Origin of the sequence: Streptomyces sp. 4F14 (assembly GCF_048159485.1) — a bacterium.
Taxonomy (GTDB): Bacteria; Actinomycetota; Actinomycetes; order Streptomycetales; family Streptomycetaceae; genus Streptomyces.
Genome location: NZ_JBLRVY010000034.1, coordinates 33600 through 48711 on the forward strand (window position 1 = coordinate 33600; position 15112 = coordinate 48711).

General features: G+C 70.8%; 13 protein-coding genes. 8 read left to right on the top strand and 5 right to left on the bottom strand.

Annotated elements, in window-relative coordinates; translation table 11 throughout:
- The first annotated feature begins 44 nt into the window (after positions 1-44).
- From ACLZOT_RS41000 to ACLZOT_RS41015, 4 genes are all read left to right on the top strand, one after another.
- On the top strand, positions 45-512 hold the full coding sequence (locus ACLZOT_RS41000; RefSeq protein WP_416974295.1) for a hypothetical protein: 468 nt from the start codon (positions 45-47) through the stop codon (positions 510-512).
- A gap of 544 nt (positions 513-1056) precedes the next feature.
- Positions 1057-3687 carry a CocE/NonD family hydrolase gene (locus tag ACLZOT_RS41005; protein WP_416974296.1) on the top strand — a complete coding sequence of 877 codons (2631 nt, stop codon included), beginning with the start codon at positions 1057-1059 and terminating at the stop codon, positions 3685-3687.
- Complete coding sequence (locus ACLZOT_RS41010; RefSeq protein ID WP_416974297.1) at positions 3684-4538, top strand: ABC transporter permease; 855 nt, start codon at positions 3684-3686, stop codon at positions 4536-4538. The genes ACLZOT_RS41005 and ACLZOT_RS41010 overlap by 4 nt, the downstream gene beginning before the upstream one ends.
- A 76-nt stretch (positions 4539-4614) precedes the next feature.
- Complete coding sequence (locus ACLZOT_RS41015; protein WP_416974298.1) at positions 4615-6540, top strand: AMP-dependent synthetase/ligase; 1926 nt, start codon at positions 4615-4617, stop codon at positions 6538-6540.
- A 56-nt stretch (positions 6541-6596) separates the two neighbouring features.
- Here the strand turns inward: ACLZOT_RS41015 and ACLZOT_RS41020 are convergent, their stop codons facing one another.
- The 3 genes from ACLZOT_RS41020 to ACLZOT_RS41030 form a co-directional block, all read right to left on the bottom strand.
- On the bottom strand, positions 6597-7004 hold the full coding sequence (locus ACLZOT_RS41020; protein WP_416974299.1) for a rodlin: 408 nt from the start codon (positions 7002-7004) through the stop codon (positions 6597-6599).
- 104 nt (positions 7005-7108) lie between these two features.
- On the bottom strand, positions 7109-8179 hold the full coding sequence (locus tag ACLZOT_RS41025; RefSeq protein ID WP_416974300.1) for an LCP family protein: 1071 nt from the start codon (positions 8177-8179) through the stop codon (positions 7109-7111).
- Positions 8180-8281: 102 nt separating this feature from the next.
- Positions 8282-8683 (bottom strand): rodlin, encoded by a 402-nt coding sequence (locus ACLZOT_RS41030; protein WP_416974301.1) that lies wholly within the window; start codon positions 8681-8683, stop codon positions 8282-8284.
- Positions 8684-8905: 222 nt separating this feature from the next.
- Between ACLZOT_RS41030 and ACLZOT_RS41035 the strand changes: the two genes are divergently transcribed.
- The 3 genes from ACLZOT_RS41035 (at position 8906) to ACLZOT_RS41045 (ending at position 10861) form a co-directional block, all read left to right on the top strand.
- Positions 8906-9316 carry a rodlin gene (locus ACLZOT_RS41035; protein WP_416974302.1) on the top strand — a complete coding sequence of 137 codons (411 nt, stop codon included), beginning with the start codon at positions 8906-8908 and terminating at the stop codon, positions 9314-9316.
- Between the two features lie 260 nt (positions 9317-9576).
- Positions 9577-9804 (top strand): chaplin, encoded by a 228-nt coding sequence (locus ACLZOT_RS41040; protein ID WP_416974303.1) that lies wholly within the window; start codon positions 9577-9579, stop codon positions 9802-9804.
- A 169-nt stretch (positions 9805-9973) separates the two neighbouring features.
- On the top strand, positions 9974-10861 hold the full coding sequence (locus ACLZOT_RS41045; RefSeq protein WP_416974304.1) for a chaplin family protein: 888 nt from the start codon (positions 9974-9976) through the stop codon (positions 10859-10861).
- An 81-nt stretch (positions 10862-10942) separates the two neighbouring features.
- Here ACLZOT_RS41045 and ACLZOT_RS41050 read toward each other — a convergent pair whose 3' ends face one another.
- Together ACLZOT_RS41050 and ACLZOT_RS41055 are read right to left on the bottom strand one after the other, a co-directional pair.
- A complete protein-coding gene (locus tag ACLZOT_RS41050) occupies positions 10943-12223 on the bottom strand; it encodes an FAD-dependent oxidoreductase (protein ID WP_416974379.1) in 1281 nt (426 codons plus the stop codon).
- A complete protein-coding gene (locus tag ACLZOT_RS41055; RefSeq protein ID WP_416974305.1) occupies positions 12223-13590 on the bottom strand; it encodes an ATP-grasp domain-containing protein in 1368 nt (455 codons plus the stop codon). Before ACLZOT_RS41055 ends, ACLZOT_RS41050 begins: the two co-directional genes overlap by 1 nt.
- A 172-nt stretch (positions 13591-13762) precedes the next feature.
- On the opposite strand from ACLZOT_RS41055, the gene ACLZOT_RS41060 reads away from it, so the two are divergent.
- Complete coding sequence (locus tag ACLZOT_RS41060; protein ID WP_416974306.1) at positions 13763-15103, top strand: glycoside hydrolase family 26 protein; 1341 nt, start codon at positions 13763-13765, stop codon at positions 15101-15103.
- Positions 15104-15112 lie beyond the last annotated feature (9 nt).

Sequence of the window (15112 nt, forward strand, 5' to 3'; positions counted from 1 at the left end):
CGAACCCTGCGCGCCGAGCCAACATCCAAGCTACTGTGGATGTCATGACTCCGGCCTACGAAGACGTTCCGTTCAGTGAACTCCTTCACCACCCGGCCGCAACCGCACGGAAGCTCGACGCCCTCCGTGCGCTGCGGCTGAAGCGGCGTGACGCCGAAGACCTCGCGCTGATGCGGGTCGACCAGATGGAGCGGGACGCGACGGTCGTGGACTTCACCTCCCGACTGCTCACGGGACTGATCCGGACCGGCAACACAGAGGCACTGCGACAGGCGCTCCCGGAGGCGCTCCCGTGGAGCACGTTTCTGCCCGCCGAGGACATGGACGCACTGCTCACCGAACTCGTGGACGTCGCAAGGGGCGCCGCGTCCCTGAACAACCTTGCCCCCATCGCGCTCCTTCTGACGCAATGGCGCCACAGCGCGGAGATCTACGCGGACCCGGCACTCCTCGCCGCTCTCACCCGCGAGCCGGAGGGCGACCTCGGCCCCGTCCCGCAGCCCGCCGAGTGACCCCCAAACGCGGAGACCGAGCCGCACCACCCCCGATCGGCGACGAGTACGACCTCCGTTTCGCCAACTCCGAGGCTGCGGACGGCTGGGAGAACCTGTCCCGCCACGCACCAGGAAACCTGCGCCGGCGCGTACGACAGAATCCGGGCCATCCCACGAGCCATGGACATCCCGGACCGCCAGCACCGCCTCAAGGGCAAGCTCGGAACAGGCATGTTCAAAGGCCAGCCCCTGGAGCGCTGGCAGTACGAAGTCACGGGCGGCGGTCGCGTCTGGTACCTGCTGGACGATGCCAACCGCACCGCCTGGATCACGTACGCCGGCACCGGCCACCCAAGCCCACGGACTGACCGCCGATCAGCGGTGAAGCGCATCACACCCGCCGCCCACCCATACCGCGCCCGCAGTACACCCCCACCACCCCGTACGCCCCAAGGATGGCCCCCACCTCGCCCCACGGTCGACAGCTCTTTGTCAGACTCACCCCGTACCGTTGACACATGGATCATCGACTGCCGCGACGGCACGCGAACCGGGGCCGCACATGAAGTGGGGGCCTCCCGGGCGGAGGCGGCTGCTGGCCGGGGCGGCAGCTGTGGCGGTGCTGGCAGGTGCCGGTACGTGGACGGCGGTGGCGTCGGACAGCGGGCCGGTGGTGCAAGAGGCGAGCCGCGTCATGGACGTGGACGGCGTCAAGCTCGACACCTCGTACTTCACCACGAAGAGTGACAAGAAGCGCCCCGCCGTCCTGCTCGCGCACGGCTTCGGCGGCAGCAAGGACGACCTCAAGGACCAGGCCGAAGACCTGGCCCGCGACGGATACGCGGTCCTCACCTGGTCCGCCCGAGGCTTCGGCAAGTCCACCGGCAAGATCGGGCTGAACGACCCCAACGCCGAGGTCAAGGACGTCTCCAAGCTGATCGACTGGCTGGCCGAGCAGCCCCAGGTCGAGCTGGACAAGAACAACGACCCGCGCGTGGGCATAGCAGGCGGCTCGTACGGCGGCGCGATCTCCCTGCTGGCCGCCGGCTACGACAGCCGGGTCGACGCGATCGCCCCCTCCATCACGTACTGGAACCTCGCCGACGCCCTGTTCCCCGACGGCGTGTTCAAGAAACTCTGGACCGGCGTCTTCTTCAACACGGCGGGCGGCTGCGCGAAGTTCGAGCCCGCGTTGTGCGAGATGTACGACAGGGTCGCGGAATCCGGCGTCCCGGACGCGCAGGCGAGGAAGCTCCTCGAAGAGCGTTCCCCCTCGGCGGTAGGCACCCGCATCAAGGTGCCCACCCTCCTGCTCCAGGGCCAGACGGACTCCCTGTTCACGCTCGCCCAGTCGGACCAGGCCCAGAAGGCGATCAAGGCGAACGGCGCCCCCGTGGACGTCGACTGGATCGCCGGCGGCCACGACGGCGGCAACCTGGAGTCGGACCGCGTCCAGTCCCGCGTACGGAACTGGTTCGACCGCTACCTGAAGGACGACAAGTCGGCGGACACAGGCCCGGCGTTCCGCGTCACACGCACGGGCGGCGTCGACTCCACGGACGGCGCGGCGCAGCTGAGGGGCGCGAGCGCGGACACGTACCCGGGCCTCGGCAACGACACCAGGAACATCCAACTCACCGGCGAAGAACAGACGTTCACGAACCCGCCCGGCGCCAACCCGCCCGCGATCTCCGCACTCCCGGGCCTCGGCGCGGGCAGCGGCGGCCTGGCCCAGCTCTCCTCCCTGGGCGTGGGCCTCTCCCTGGACTTCCCGGGCCAGTACGCGGCGTTCACGTCGCAGCCGGTCCGTGACGACCTCCGCATCACCGGCTCCCCGACGGTCACCGTCCACGTCAAGTCGACGTCCGACGAGGCCGTCCTCTTCGCGAAGGTGTACGACGTCAGCGCGGACGGCCGCACCCAGGTCCTCCCCTCCCAACTGGTCACCCCGATCCGCGTGGACAACGCGAAGGACGGCCAGGACGTCAAGATCACCCTCCCGGCGATCGACCGCAAGATCGAGAAGGGCCACCGTCTGCGCCTGGTCCTCGCCTCGACGGACCTGGGCTACGCCTCCCCGGCGGCAGCGGCGTCGTACACGGTCTCCCTGGCCGACCAGAGCTTGACGGTCCCGACGGACCCGGCCCTCGAAAGCAGCACCTCCACCCTCCCCGCCTGGGTCTGGTGGCTCCCCCTCGCGGGCGCGGGCATCGCCGCCGCCCTCCTCCTCACGGCCCGCCGCCGCACGGCGACCCCGGCGCCGGAGACGGAACTCAACGACGTACCCCTCCAGATCACCGGCCTGACGAAGAAGTACAAGGGCGGCGACCGCTACAGCGTCAAGGACCTGAGCTTCACGGTCGAGAAGGGCCAGGTCCTGGGCCTGCTCGGGCCGAACGGCGCGGGGAAGACGACCACCCTGCGCATGCTGATGGGCCTCATCAAGCCCGACGGCGGCGAGATCCGCGTCTTCGGGCACGCGATCCGCCCGGGCGCCCCGGTCCTCTCCCGGGTCGGCTCGTTCGTGGAGGGGGCTGGGTTCCTCCCGCACCTCTCCGGCCGCGAGAACCTGGAGCTGTACTGGCAGGCGACGGGCCGTCCCGCCGAGGACGCGCACATGGAGGAGGCCCTGGAGATCGCGGGCCTCGGCGACGCCCTCGCCCGCGCGGTGCGCACGTACTCGCAGGGCATGCGCCAGCGCCTCGCGATAGCCCAGGCCATGCTGGGCCTCCCGGACCTGCTGATCCTGGACGAGCCGACGAACGGCCTCGACCCGCCGCAGATCCGCGAGATGCGCGAGGTGATGATCCGGTACGCCGCCCAGGGCCGTACGGTCATCGTCTCCAGCCACCTCCTGTCCGAGGTCGAGCAGTCCTGCACGCACCTCGTGGTCATGGACCGGGGTCAGCTCGTCCAGGCGGGCCCGGTCGCCGAGATCGTCGGCTCCGGCGACACCCTCCTGGTCGGCACGGCGACGCCGGTCGACGAGCCGATCGTCGAGAAGATCGCGGCCCTGCCCGGCATCGTCTCGGCGACGCGGGCGGACGGCGGCATCCTGGTCCGCCTCGGCCCCGACGCCACGGCGAAACGCCTGATCATCGAGCTGGTACGGCTCGACGTCCCGGTGGAGTCCGTCGGCCCGCACCGCCGCCTGGAGGACGCCTTCCTCACCCTGATCGGAGGTTCCGCATGAGCACGCTCACCGAGACGGCCTCCGGCTACCGGGCGGCCAAGACCCTGCCCCTGAGGGTGGAGTTCGCCCGCCAGCTCAAGCGCCGCCGTACGTTGATCATGGGCGGGATCCTGGCCGCGCTGCCGTTCGTCCTGTGGATCGCGTTCCTGATCGGCGGCACCCCGGACGGCCGCGACGGCCAGGTCACGCTGATGGACACGGCGACCGCCTCGGGCGCCAACTTCGCCGCCGTGAACCTCTTCGTGTCGGCCGGCTTCCTCCTGGTCATCCCGGTCGCCCTGTTCTGCGGGGACACGGTCGCCTCGGAGGCCAGCTGGTCCTCCCTGCGCTACCTGCTGGCCGCGCCCGTGCCCAGGGCCCGGCTCCTGTGGTCGAAGCTGGTCGTCGGCCTCGGCCTCAGCCTCGCCGCGATGGTCCTGCTCCCGCTGGTCGCCCTCGCGGTCGGCACGGCCGCGTACGGCTGGGGCTCGCTGGACCTCCCGACGGGCGGCGCGCTCGCGCCGGGCACGGCGGCGCAGCGGCTGCTGATCGTCGTCGCGTACATCTTCGTCTCCCAACTGGTCACCGCCGGGCTCGCGTTCTGGCTCTCCACGAAGACGGACGCCCCGCTCGGCGCGGTCGGCGGCGCGGTCGGCCTGACCATCGTCGGCAACGTCCTCGACCAGGTCACCGCGCTCGGCGACTGGCGCGACTTCCTGCCGGCGCACTGGCAGTACGCGTGGGCCGACGCGGTCCAGCCGACCCCGGAGTGGGCTGGCATGGCCCAGGGGGCGTCGGTGTCGGTGACCTACGCGGTGATCCTGTTCGCCCTGGCGTTCAGAGGTTTCGCCCGCAAGGACGTGGTCTCTTGACCAACCTCTGGCTTCAGAAGGCTACGCACGAGTAAGTTGCCCTCACTTCCAGCCAGTTGAAGCCAGGGGAGCCGTCATGGGCGTACGCAGGGACCTCAGGAAAGCCAAGCGGCGCACCGACCTCGCGGCGCGTACGGCCCTGGACCTGGTCCGGGACGACACCGGCACGGTCCGCGAGGCGGCGGTCCCCTCCCTCACGGCCCCCCTGACGACCGGCAGCATGGCCGACCTGCCGTACAGGAACGCCGCCGAGGCCCCCGGCGACGTCATCCTCCGCCGTCGCGACTCCGCCGGGACCTGGCGCCCGATCACGGCCGCGGAGTTCGCCGCCGAGGTCACCGCCGTCGCGAAGGGCCTGATCGCGGCCGGCGTCGACCCCGGCGGCCGGGTCGCGGTGATGTCGCGGACCCGGTACGAGTGGACGGTCCTCGACTTCGCGATCTGGGCCGCGGGCGGCGTCACCGTCCCCGTCTACGCGACCTCCTCCGCCGAACAGGTCGAGTGGATCGTCCGCGACTCCGGCGCCCGGCACGTCATCACCGAGAACCCCGGCAACACCGCCACCGTCGTGACGGCCACCGCCGCCCGCGAACCCCGCCTGTGGGAACTGGACGCGGGCGCGCTCGCCGACCTCAGGAACCTCGGCCGCGAGGTGGACGACGACGAGGTCACCAAGCGCCGCCGGGAACTCACCCCCGACGCCACCGCGACCATCTGCTACACCTCGGGTACTACGGGACGACCCAAGGGCTGCGTCCTCACCCACACCAACCTCCACGAGGAGGCGGGCAACGTCGTCGAACTCCTCCACCCCGTCTTCAAGGCGGTCACCGGCCGCACCGCCTCCACCCTCCTCTTCCTCCCCCTCGCCCACATCATGGGCCGCGTCCTGCAGATCGCCTGCCTCGCCGGCCGGATCGAGGTCGGCCACTTCCCGAGCGTGAAACCCGACGAACTCCGCCCCGCCCTCAAGGAGTTCAAACCCACCTTCCTCGTCGGCGTCCCCTACCTCTTCGAGCGCATCCACGACACCGGCCGCGCCACCGCCGAGAAACTCGGCCGGGGCGCCTCCTTCGACCGCGCCGAACGCATCGGGGTCAAGTTCGCGGAGGAGTACCTCGCCAAGTTCCTGGGTCGTAGTACCAAGGGGCCAGGACTCAAGTTGTACGCCGCCTGGGCCCTGTACGACGTACTCGTCTACCGGCGTATCCGCAACGAACTCGGTGGCCGCCTCAACTACGCGATCAGCGGCGGCAGTCCGCTCGACCGCACCCTCAACCTCTTCTTCCAGGCCGCCGGGATCATCGTCTACGAGGGGTACGGGCTGACGGAGACGACGGCCGCCGCGACGATGATTCCGCCCCTGGAACCCCGCCCCGGCACGGTCGGCCGCCCCGTCCCCGGCACCGCGATCCGCATCGCCGACGACGGCGAGGTCCTGATCAAGGGCGGCGCGGTGTTCCGCGCGTACTGGAACAACCCGGAGGCGACCCAACTGGTCCTGAACGACGGCTGGTTCGAGACCGGCGACCTCGGCGCCCTCGACGACGACGGCTACCTCACCATCACCGGCCGCAAGAAGGACCTCCTCGTCACCTCCGGCGGCAAGAACGTCTCCCCGGCCGTCCTGGAGGACCGCCTGCGCAGCCGCGCCCCCGTCGGCCAGTGCCTGGTCGTCGGCGACAACCGCGCCTTCATCGCCGCCCTCGTCACCCTCGACCCGGACGCGGTCGCCCACTGGCTCGCCGTACGCAAGCTGCCCGCCTCCACCCCGCTCGCCGAACTCGCCGCCGACCCGAGGATGCGCGAGGCCGTCCAAAAGGCCGTCGACTACGCCAACGAGGCCGTCTCCCGCGCCGAGTCGATCCGCGAATTCACCCTGGTGGAAGGGGAGTTCACCGAGGCGAACGGGATGCTGACCCCGTCCCTGAAGGTCAAGCGGGACGTCGTGACCCAGGCGTACGCCGAGCAGATCGAGGCGATCTACCGGAAGAGGAAATGACGGACGGCGGGCCACCGGAAGACCGGTGACCCGCCGTACGCGCGGAGCGGGACGGCTCAGCCGTTGGCCGCGCCGTTGCCCGACAGGGCGGAGATGTCGTCCAGGATGTGCGACAGCGGCTCGTCGCCCTTGGCCTGCGTCGAGTTCTCGACACACTGCTGGTTCTGCGGCGCCGACAGGACGTTGATGTCCTGGACGGCGATCGGCACGAGGCCGACGATCGAACCGGCGTTGATCTTCGCCGGGAGACCGATGCAGGGCTTGTTCAGCGAGCCCTGGACCAGGGAGAGCTGCGGGCTCATGTCGCCCTTGGTCATCGAGTTGCCGAACTCCTGCGAGGCGCCGTTGCCGCTGGCAGAGGTGGTCCCGCTGTCGTCACCGATGGCCAGCGCCTGGGGCGCGGCACCGGCCGCGATACCGGCTACGGAAGCGGCCACAGCGGCGGTTGCCCACAGCTTCTTCATGGTTCTTGTTCCCTTCGAAAAGCGGACTCCGGGGGAGGAGCTGCATGATCGAGAACGGCCGACCCCCGCCCGAGGTTGCGCAGGATGACCCGTTCGGCGCAGCGCTACTTGCAGGCGTACGCGCTCCCGCGCACCGGCACCGTCGCCCCCACCAGGCTCGGCGGATCCTTCGGCCGGGGATTCGCCCGCTTCACCAGCAGCGGCTGGTCCTTGGCGAGCTTCACGAACACCGCCCGCGCCTTGACCCGGTCCCAGGCGAGCGTCGAACCGACGTCCCTGCGTACGGGGTTGAAGCCGGCGATCGGCACAGTCGTGAACTCCGTCGCGCCCACCGGCAGCCTGCGCAACTCGGCTGCCAGCCGCGCGAGTTCGAGGACGCCGAAGCCCTGCGGCCCCGAACCGAGCAGCGTGCGCGCCAGGTTGGCCGTACGCCCCGGGTTCGCGAGCAGCCTGCCGGCCTGGACCGTGCGCAACGCCTGCACCAGGAACCGCTGTTGGCGCTGGATACGACCGAGGTCGGCGCTGTTGTCGAAGTGCCGTGAGCGTACGTACTGGAGCGCGGGCCCGCCGCGCAGCCGGTGCTTGCCGGGCCGCAGGTCGAGCTTGGTCGCCGAGTCCCTCAACCGCCTCGGCGTGCACACCTCGACGCCGCCGACCTGGTTCACGGAGTCCATGAAGCGCCGGAAGTCGACCTGGAGGTACTTGTCGATCCGGACGCCCGTCATCGCCGCCACGGTCTTCACCGCCAGCTCCGGACCGCCTTCCTGGTAGGCGGAGTTGAGCTTCGCGGGATGCGCGCGGCGGGTGCGCCCCGCGTCGTCGCGGTACGCCGGGACGGTCGCGAAGGAGTCGCGGGGCAGGCCGACGACGCTGATCCGGTCCCGGCGGGCCGAGAGGTGCACCAGCATCATCGAGTCGGAGCAGCCGCAGGGCTCGCCGCCCGCGTGGAAACGGCGCTTCTCGGCGGTCGTGATGGTGTCCCGCTCGTCGGTGCCCAGCACCAGGATGTTCAGGGGACGCCGGGGCGCGGAGTGCGCGGCGGGGAGGGCGGCACCGGCGAGGAGGGTGCCGGTGGTGGTGAGGACGACGGCCGCGCAGGCGAGACGGCGCCGGGACGGCCGTAGGAGTGGTGAAAGGTTTCTCTCGGGTGGGTTCGATGCTCTGTCGCTCGTCACGCGGCGCACCGTAGGCAAAACGGGCCGCCGGAAGACCGGCGGCCCGCTGCGGTGGGGCGGAAATCAGCCCCTGGGCTCAGCGAAGTGAACCCGTTCGACGGCTCAGTGGTTGGCCGCGCCGTTGCCGGCGAGGACCGAGATGTCGTCGAGGATGTGCGACAGCGGCTCGTCGCCCTTGGCCTGCGTCGAGTTCTCGACACACTGCTGGTTCTGCGGGGAGGACAGGACGTTGATGTCCTGGACCGCGATCGGCACGAGGCCGACGATCGAACCGGCGTTGACCTTGGCCGGCAGGCCGATGCAGGGCTTGTTCAGCGAGCCCTGGATCAGCGCCATCTGCGGGCTCATGTTGCCGTAGGTCGCCGAGTTGCCGAACGCCTGGGAGGCGCCGTTGCCGCTCGCGGAGGTGGTGCCGTGGTCGTTGCCGATGGCGAGGGCCGAGCCGGCGCCCGCGCCGACGACGGACGCGGCGACAGCGGCAGCGGCGAGTACCTTCTTGATCACGTGAATAAGTCCCTTCTGGAGAAACCCCGTCCACCGGAGTGCGCTGATCAACCGACGAAACGGCCTCACGGTTTCCCTCATTCACCCGTACGGCTCAAGACCGGCGTGTCGTAAAACCGATCGGGTGACGTGCCGCAACCAATTCCCGCGTCCGCTGTTGTGTCGGGGGCAGGCACATGGTTCCGGCTCCACGGCCGGGATCGGGAAAGAGAAGAGAGCGAAATGCTGAAGAAGGCAATGGCCGTGGCGGCGGTAGCGGCGTCCGTCGTCGGCGCGAGCGCGGCGCTGGCCCCCCAGGCGCTTGCCATCGGGGACGACAGCGGGACCACCTCGGCCAGCGGCAACGGCGCGCAGTCGGCGTTCGGCAACTCGGTGACCAAGGGCGACATGAGCCCCCAGGCCACCCTGGTGCAGGGCTCGGTCAACAAGCTCTGCGCCGGTGTGCCGCTCAAGGCCAACGTGGGCTCCGTCGTCGGCGTGGTGCCGATCGCCGTCCAGGACATCCCGATCCTGTCGGCCCCGCAGAACCAGCAGTGCGTCGAGAACTCCACCCAGGCCAAGGGTGACGAGCCGCTGTCGCACATCCTGAGCGACGTCTCGGCGCTCTCGGGCAACGGCGTCTCCAACGGCTGACGTCCGCCGCTGTGTCGCGTCCGGGCGGTCCGCTCTGCGTGCGGGCCGTCCGGGCGTTTCTCTGTGACACGCCGTCAATTCGCTTTACTTTCTTGAGGGGAGAGGGTGCGAAGAATCGTTCTGCCACTCCGAAGTGATGATTGTATGAATGCGTTCGAGTGAATTCCCGTTCGGCCCATGTTGCTCAGTTTCTTCCGCTGTCTATCTCTCGTTTGCAGCCTGTAGGTCATGGGAGGCATGACCACGGAGAAGGGATAGACATGAAGAAGAGCGCTGCTGTCATCGCGGGTCTGGTACTGGCTCTGGGCGGTGCGGTTCCGGCCTTCGCCGACGCGGGCGCCGAGGGTGCGGCCATCGGTTCGCCGGGTGTCCTGTCCGGCAACGTCGTCCAGATCCCGGTTCACGTCCCGGTCAACGTCTGCGGCAACACGGTCAACGTGATCGGCGCCCTGAACCCGGCGTTCGGCAACACCTGCGTCAACGACTGACGTTTCCGTCACACCAGGCTGAACGGCTTGGTCGAAGGCCGGCCTTGGATACTTGCCCAACGTTCCGAGGCCGGCCTTCGGCACTCTCTGTGCCAGTCGTGGCCGCCGTCGAGGTCCGTTCACGCCGAGTCCAGCATTCATTGGCAGTTCGAGCAGGAAGACAACGAGATTGCGACAGACCCTGAGCAGGGGAATGGTCGCGGCCGCCGCCGCGACGAGCATTCTGTCCCTGTGCGGCAGCCCGGCGTTCGCCGACTCGCACACCAGCGGCACCACGGGCGGTTCGCCCGGCGTCCTGTCCGGCAACAACGTCGAGGTCCCCGTCGACGTCCCGGTCAACGCGTGCGGCAACACGGCCGACGCGGCCGCCGGCTTCAACCCGACCTTCGGCAACTCCTGCGGCCCGACCTCGGAGCTGGCTCAGAAGTACGGGGGGTACGGGGACGACGATGACGACGCGTACGGGGGGTACGGGTCCTACGGCGACGATGACGAGCACGGGTACGGCAACGGGGGCGGCGATACTCCCGGTCAGCCGCCTACCGGGGACGATCAGCCGCCGACGGGTAACGACCAGCCCCCCACGGGCAACGACCAGCCGCCTACCGGCGATGACCAGCCGCCCGGTGGTGGCGGTGGCGGGGGCGGCGACGTCTGCGACAACCCCGGGGACGTGATCGGCCCGCCGGACTCCAACGGGGAGACGTGCGATCAGCCGCCCACCGGCAATGACCAGCCGCCGACGGGCAACGATCAGCCGCCGACGGGTAACGACCAGCCCCCGACCGGCAACGATCAGCCGCCCACGGGCAATGACCAACCCCCCACGGGCAATGACCAACCCCCCACGGGCAATGACCAACCCCCCACGGGCAACGATCAGCCCCCCACGGGCAACGATCAACCCCCGACGGGTAACGACCAGCCCCCCGTCAAGCCGCCCGTCCTGGCCCACACCGGCACGAGCGACCTGCTCGCCGCCGCGGGTTTCAGTGCCGCGATGATCGCGGGCGGCGCCGTTCTCTACCGACGTGGCAGGGCCGCTTCCCGTCGGTGACGAACCCTTCGCACACCCCTTGGTGCCGGACGCTCGAAGAAGCGGCCGGCACCCGCGTTTACGGGCCAACTGCCCCTGGGATCAACGCCGTACGGGGTCCACCGTGCGCCGCCCCGGCGCCGGGACCGCCCCGCCGCTCACGCCGGTGCGCAGCCGGCGGCGTACGCCTCGCACCAGCGTGCCGGACGTGAACGTCGCGCCGTGCACGAAGCGCATCGCGGGGCCGAAACCGGACGCGGTGACGAGGCCGGCCAGGAAGAGGCCGGGCCAGGAGGACTCGAACTCCCGCCCCACGGAAGGGGATCCGTCGGGCACGGCGAGGAGGGCCGAGCGCAACTCCGGGGAGAGCAGGGCGAGTCGGTCGCGGGTGGCCTTGAAGCCGGTGGCGGCGATGACGTGGTCGGTCTCGATGGCCCGGGTCCGGCCGGAGGCGCCGGTGACGGTCAACGCGAGCTTCTCGGCGCCGGGTCGGGGGAGACCGGTGGCCGACTTCCCTTCCGCCGCCGTGACTTCGTGGCCCAGCAGCACTTCCACCACGCCCTCCACCCGGTCCCGTACCCACCAAGCCCCGGCGGGGCCGAGGGCGTCGGCGGCGATCCGGGCCCGGGTCTCCTGCGGGAGACGCCGGTACCAGCCGGCCCGCTCGGAGTAGAACCAGTTCCGCCAGCCGCAGCCCAGCCCGCTGTGCGGTGAGCGCAGGGACTGCCACCAGGGCCGCTCCCAGGGCGGCGGGACGTCGTTCCAGTCGAGCCGACCCGCGCGGGCCAACACCCGTACCTTCGTGCCCTGTTCGGCGAGGAGTGCGGCCGTCTCCAGGGCCGCCTGGCCGCCGCCGACGACCGTGACGTCCTGGCCCCGGAAGCGGTCGAGGGAGCTGTGGTGGCTGCTGTGGGTGACGAGGCCGGGGGAGACGCCGTGCAGCGCGGCGGGGATCTCCACGAACGGCATGACGCCGACCGCGAGGGCCACCGTACGGGCGTGGACGCTCTCGCCGTCCTCGGTCACCGCCTCGAAGCCGCCGGGGCGCGGGGAGATCCGGACGATGGTCCGCTCGTCCACCTCGGGGACGGCGTTGCGGGCGAACCACAGGCCGTACTCGGCGAACATCTCCACCGGGATCGGCTCGCCGTGCCGCACGCTGACGCCGCGCTTCTCGCCGTACACGTCGAGCCGCCAGCGGGCGGCCGGGTCGGACAGGTTGGACGCCCACGGTTCCGACTTGAGGAACATGCCGCGCGGCATGTGGTCTCGCCAGGACGCCATGGGCCGGCCGAAGACGCGCAGGCTCAGCCCGGCGGCCGCGGCGTGGGACGCGATGGACAGGCCGTACGGGCCCGCGCCCACCACCAGCAGGTCGAACATCAGCAACTGCTCGCTTTCTCGTCGTCGGTCGGAGGGGTGTGGGGGGAAGCCGAGGGGGAGTTCGTGTGGGCCGCGTGCGCCGGGTCACCCTGAGGTAGCCCGGTAGGGGATACCGGCGGTGACGGCGACTGCCGTACGACCCGGGGGCGTACCCCCGTACCCCCCGTACCGTCGGACCCCGTGCCCGCGCGCCGCAGGCGTTCCGCGACCCGGGTCGCGACGTGGCGGCACCACAGGCCCCACATCGTGCGGCCCGGGGTGGGGTCGTCGGCGGCGTGCCAGGCGAGTTCGCGGCCGTGGGGGGCCGGGCGCAGGGCGGCGAGGGGGGCGTAGTTCTCGACGACGAAGGCGCGGCCGGGGCGGGGGGTGCCCGGGGTGAGGGGGCGGTGGGTGAGGTCGAGGTGCTGGGCGCGGACGACGTCGAGGCCAGCCGCGTCGGTGAACAGGCGGAACTGGGCGCCGGGACGGGGGTTGAAGTCGAGGAGGTGGTAGCGGCCGGTGGCGGCGCAGCGGCGGAAGTCGAGGTCGAGGATGCCCCGGTAGCCGAGGTCGGCCGTCAGACGCTCGGCGAGCGACGTCACCGTGGCGTTGGGGACCCACTCGCCGACCGCCGTCAGGCCCGCCCCGCGCGGCCAGGACAGCAGCTTGCGGCCGGGCCCGCCCGCGCTGACGGCGCCCGCGCGGTCGGCGTACCCGTGGAAGAACCAGTCCAGCCCGGTGCCCGGCGCCAGGAACTCCTGGAGCAGCAGGCGGCAACCCGCCTCCTCCGTACGGAGGTACAGCTCGCGGGCCTCCTGGGTGGAGCGCAGGACGACCGTGCTGCGCAGGCCGCTCCCGCCGGGCAGGAGCCACGGTCTGCTCCACTTCGCGACGACCGGCAGCCCGAGCCGCCACGCGGCCTGCGCCGCCTGCGAGGCGCTCTCCGGGACGACCGTCTCGGGATGCGGGACGCCCGCCGCCCGGCAGAGCCCCGCCAGCTCCGCCTTGTCGGCGACGCGCCGCGGCAGCTCACCGGGCTGCTGCGGCAGCAGGTAGGCGGGCGCCAGCTCCGCGCGCAGCCGGCTCACCGCGACCGCCCCCGCGTCGTCCATCGGGATCAGCACGGCGGGCCGCTCGACGCGCGCGGCGACCCGCAGCAGCACGGCCGCGATCTCGGCGTCGGCGGCCCCGGGCGGGGGCGGCGGATGCAGCTCCCGCACGAACCGGGAGTGGCGTACGGGGCTCCCCGTCACGTCCGCGACGAGGTGGACCTCGACCCCGGCGCGGCCGAGCGAGCGTACGGCACCCAGCGTTCCGTGGTGAAAGGGATTCCGGTCGATCCGCAGCAGCACTGCGGGGACGCGGGTGTCGAGCAGGGGCACGGGCATTCCTTCGGTTCGTTCACCGATGCGGGCGAGTGGACCACTCGAAAGCCGTAACGGCGGTGGCGTACTTCCTTTTCGTATGACTTACATGTGACTGTCTGTCAGGAATTCCTGACGCTGTCATAACGCGCGAATGGTCCGGTCATCACGCGTGTGAGTGGAGAAAGGAGCAGGCATGGCCCCACGAAAGCGACGCACCCGGTCCCGGCGGCTGGCCGTCGTCGCGACGGCCGTCGTCGTATCGGCCGCCCTGGCCTCCGGTCCTGGTTTCGCCGCGAGTGCGGGGGTGGTGCAACGCACCGAGCCTCCCGCTCCCGCGTGGTGGAACAGCGGCCGGTGGTCGGACGGGTGGTGGGGGGACGAGGGTGAGGACGCGACTCCCGCCCAGGAGCTGGCCCCCGTACCCGTAGACCCCGTAGTACCTCCGAAGGACCCGGCGACCCCCGCCAAGAAGTACCCCGCCTTCGGCGCCTACCTCGACTACGGCCCCCGGGGCGTGACCCGGATGGCCGAGCTGAGCCGGTGGCTCGGCGGGTCGGAGCTGAAGGTCGGTCACACCTACCTGCCGGGCGACCGGTGGAGCAACATCGAGGGCGCCCCCGGCTTCCTCGACGTGTGGGCGGACTGGCGGCGCGAGAAGGACGACCGGATGTTCGTCCTCAACGTGCCGATGCTGGAGCGCAACGAGGAGGGCGTCCCCGACTTCGAGGTGCGCCGGCTGCTGCGGCAGGGCGCCGCCGGACAGTTCGACCACCACTACAAGGCCCTCGCCGAACGCCTCGTCGCCCTCAAGGTGCCCGACACGGTCATCGTGCTCGGCTGGGAGATGAACGGCACCACGTACACCCATCGTTGCGGCCCGGACCCGGAAGCCTGGAAGACGTACTGGAACAGGATCGTCACCACCATGCGGTCGGTGCCGGGCCAGAAGTTCCGGTTCGACTTCACGCCGAGCCGGGGCCGCGACGCCGTCCCGTGGACGCAGTGCTATCCCGGGGACGCCACCGTCGACATCGTCGGAATGGACTCCTACGACCAGCCCACCGGCCGGACGTTCGACGAACAGATCACGGAGCCCTACGGCCTTCAGCAGCACGTGGATTTCGCGAAGGCCCACGACAAGGCCATCTCCTATCCGGAATGGGGACTCTTCCGCAACGGTGACAACCCGGAGTACATGCGGCGCATGCTCGCCTGGATGGACGAGCACAAACCGCTGTACAACACCGTCACCGACTACTGCCCGCACGGCGTGTGGCAGTGCTCGTCGAACCCGCGCTCCTCCGAGGTCTACCGGTCGATGCTGTCCGGCCGGACGGACGAGCCGGTCACCCCGGTCGAACCGCCGGTCGTCCCGCCGGTGGAGCCGCCGGTCGTCCCGCCGGTGGAGCCTCCGGTGACGCCTCCGGTGGAGCCGCAGCCGGAGTGCTCGCCGGTCGACCTCGGCAGCTGGGTCGAGCACTGGCTCGGCGGGAAGCTCTGCCTCAAGTTCGACTGGTTCTCCCGCAACCGGTGACCCGACCGG

Bases quoted from the DNA above. Each gene is read 5' to 3' on its own strand.
- ACLZOT_RS41035 (WP_416974302.1), top strand. From the start codon at position 8,906: ATGCTGAAGAAGGCAATGGCCGTGGCGGCGGTAGCGGCGTCCGTCGTC.
- ACLZOT_RS41010 (WP_416974297.1), top strand. From the start codon at position 3,684: ATGAGCACGCTCACCGAGACGGCCTCCGGCTACCGGGCGGCCAAGACC.
- ACLZOT_RS41015 (WP_416974298.1), top strand. From the start codon at position 4,615: ATGGGCGTACGCAGGGACCTCAGGAAAGCCAAGCGGCGCACCGACCTC.
- ACLZOT_RS41020 (WP_416974299.1), bottom strand. From the start codon at position 7,004: ATGAAGAAGCTGTGGGCAACCGCCGCTGTGGCCGCTTCCGTAGCCGGT.
- ACLZOT_RS41050 (WP_416974379.1), bottom strand. From the start codon at position 12,223: ATGTTCGACCTGCTGGTGGTGGGCGCGGGCCCGTACGGCCTGTCCATC.
- ACLZOT_RS41060 (WP_416974306.1), top strand. From the start codon at position 13,763: ATGGCCCCACGAAAGCGACGCACCCGGTCCCGGCGGCTGGCCGTCGTC.
- ACLZOT_RS41040 (WP_416974303.1), top strand. From the start codon at position 9,577: ATGAAGAAGAGCGCTGCTGTCATCGCGGGTCTGGTACTGGCTCTGGGC.
- ACLZOT_RS41055 (WP_416974305.1), bottom strand. From the start codon at position 13,590: ATGCCCGTGCCCCTGCTCGACACCCGCGTCCCCGCAGTGCTGCTGCGG.
- ACLZOT_RS41005 (WP_416974296.1), top strand. From the start codon at position 1,057: ATGAAGTGGGGGCCTCCCGGGCGGAGGCGGCTGCTGGCCGGGGCGGCA.
- ACLZOT_RS41000 (WP_416974295.1), top strand. From the start codon at position 45: ATGACTCCGGCCTACGAAGACGTTCCGTTCAGTGAACTCCTTCACCAC.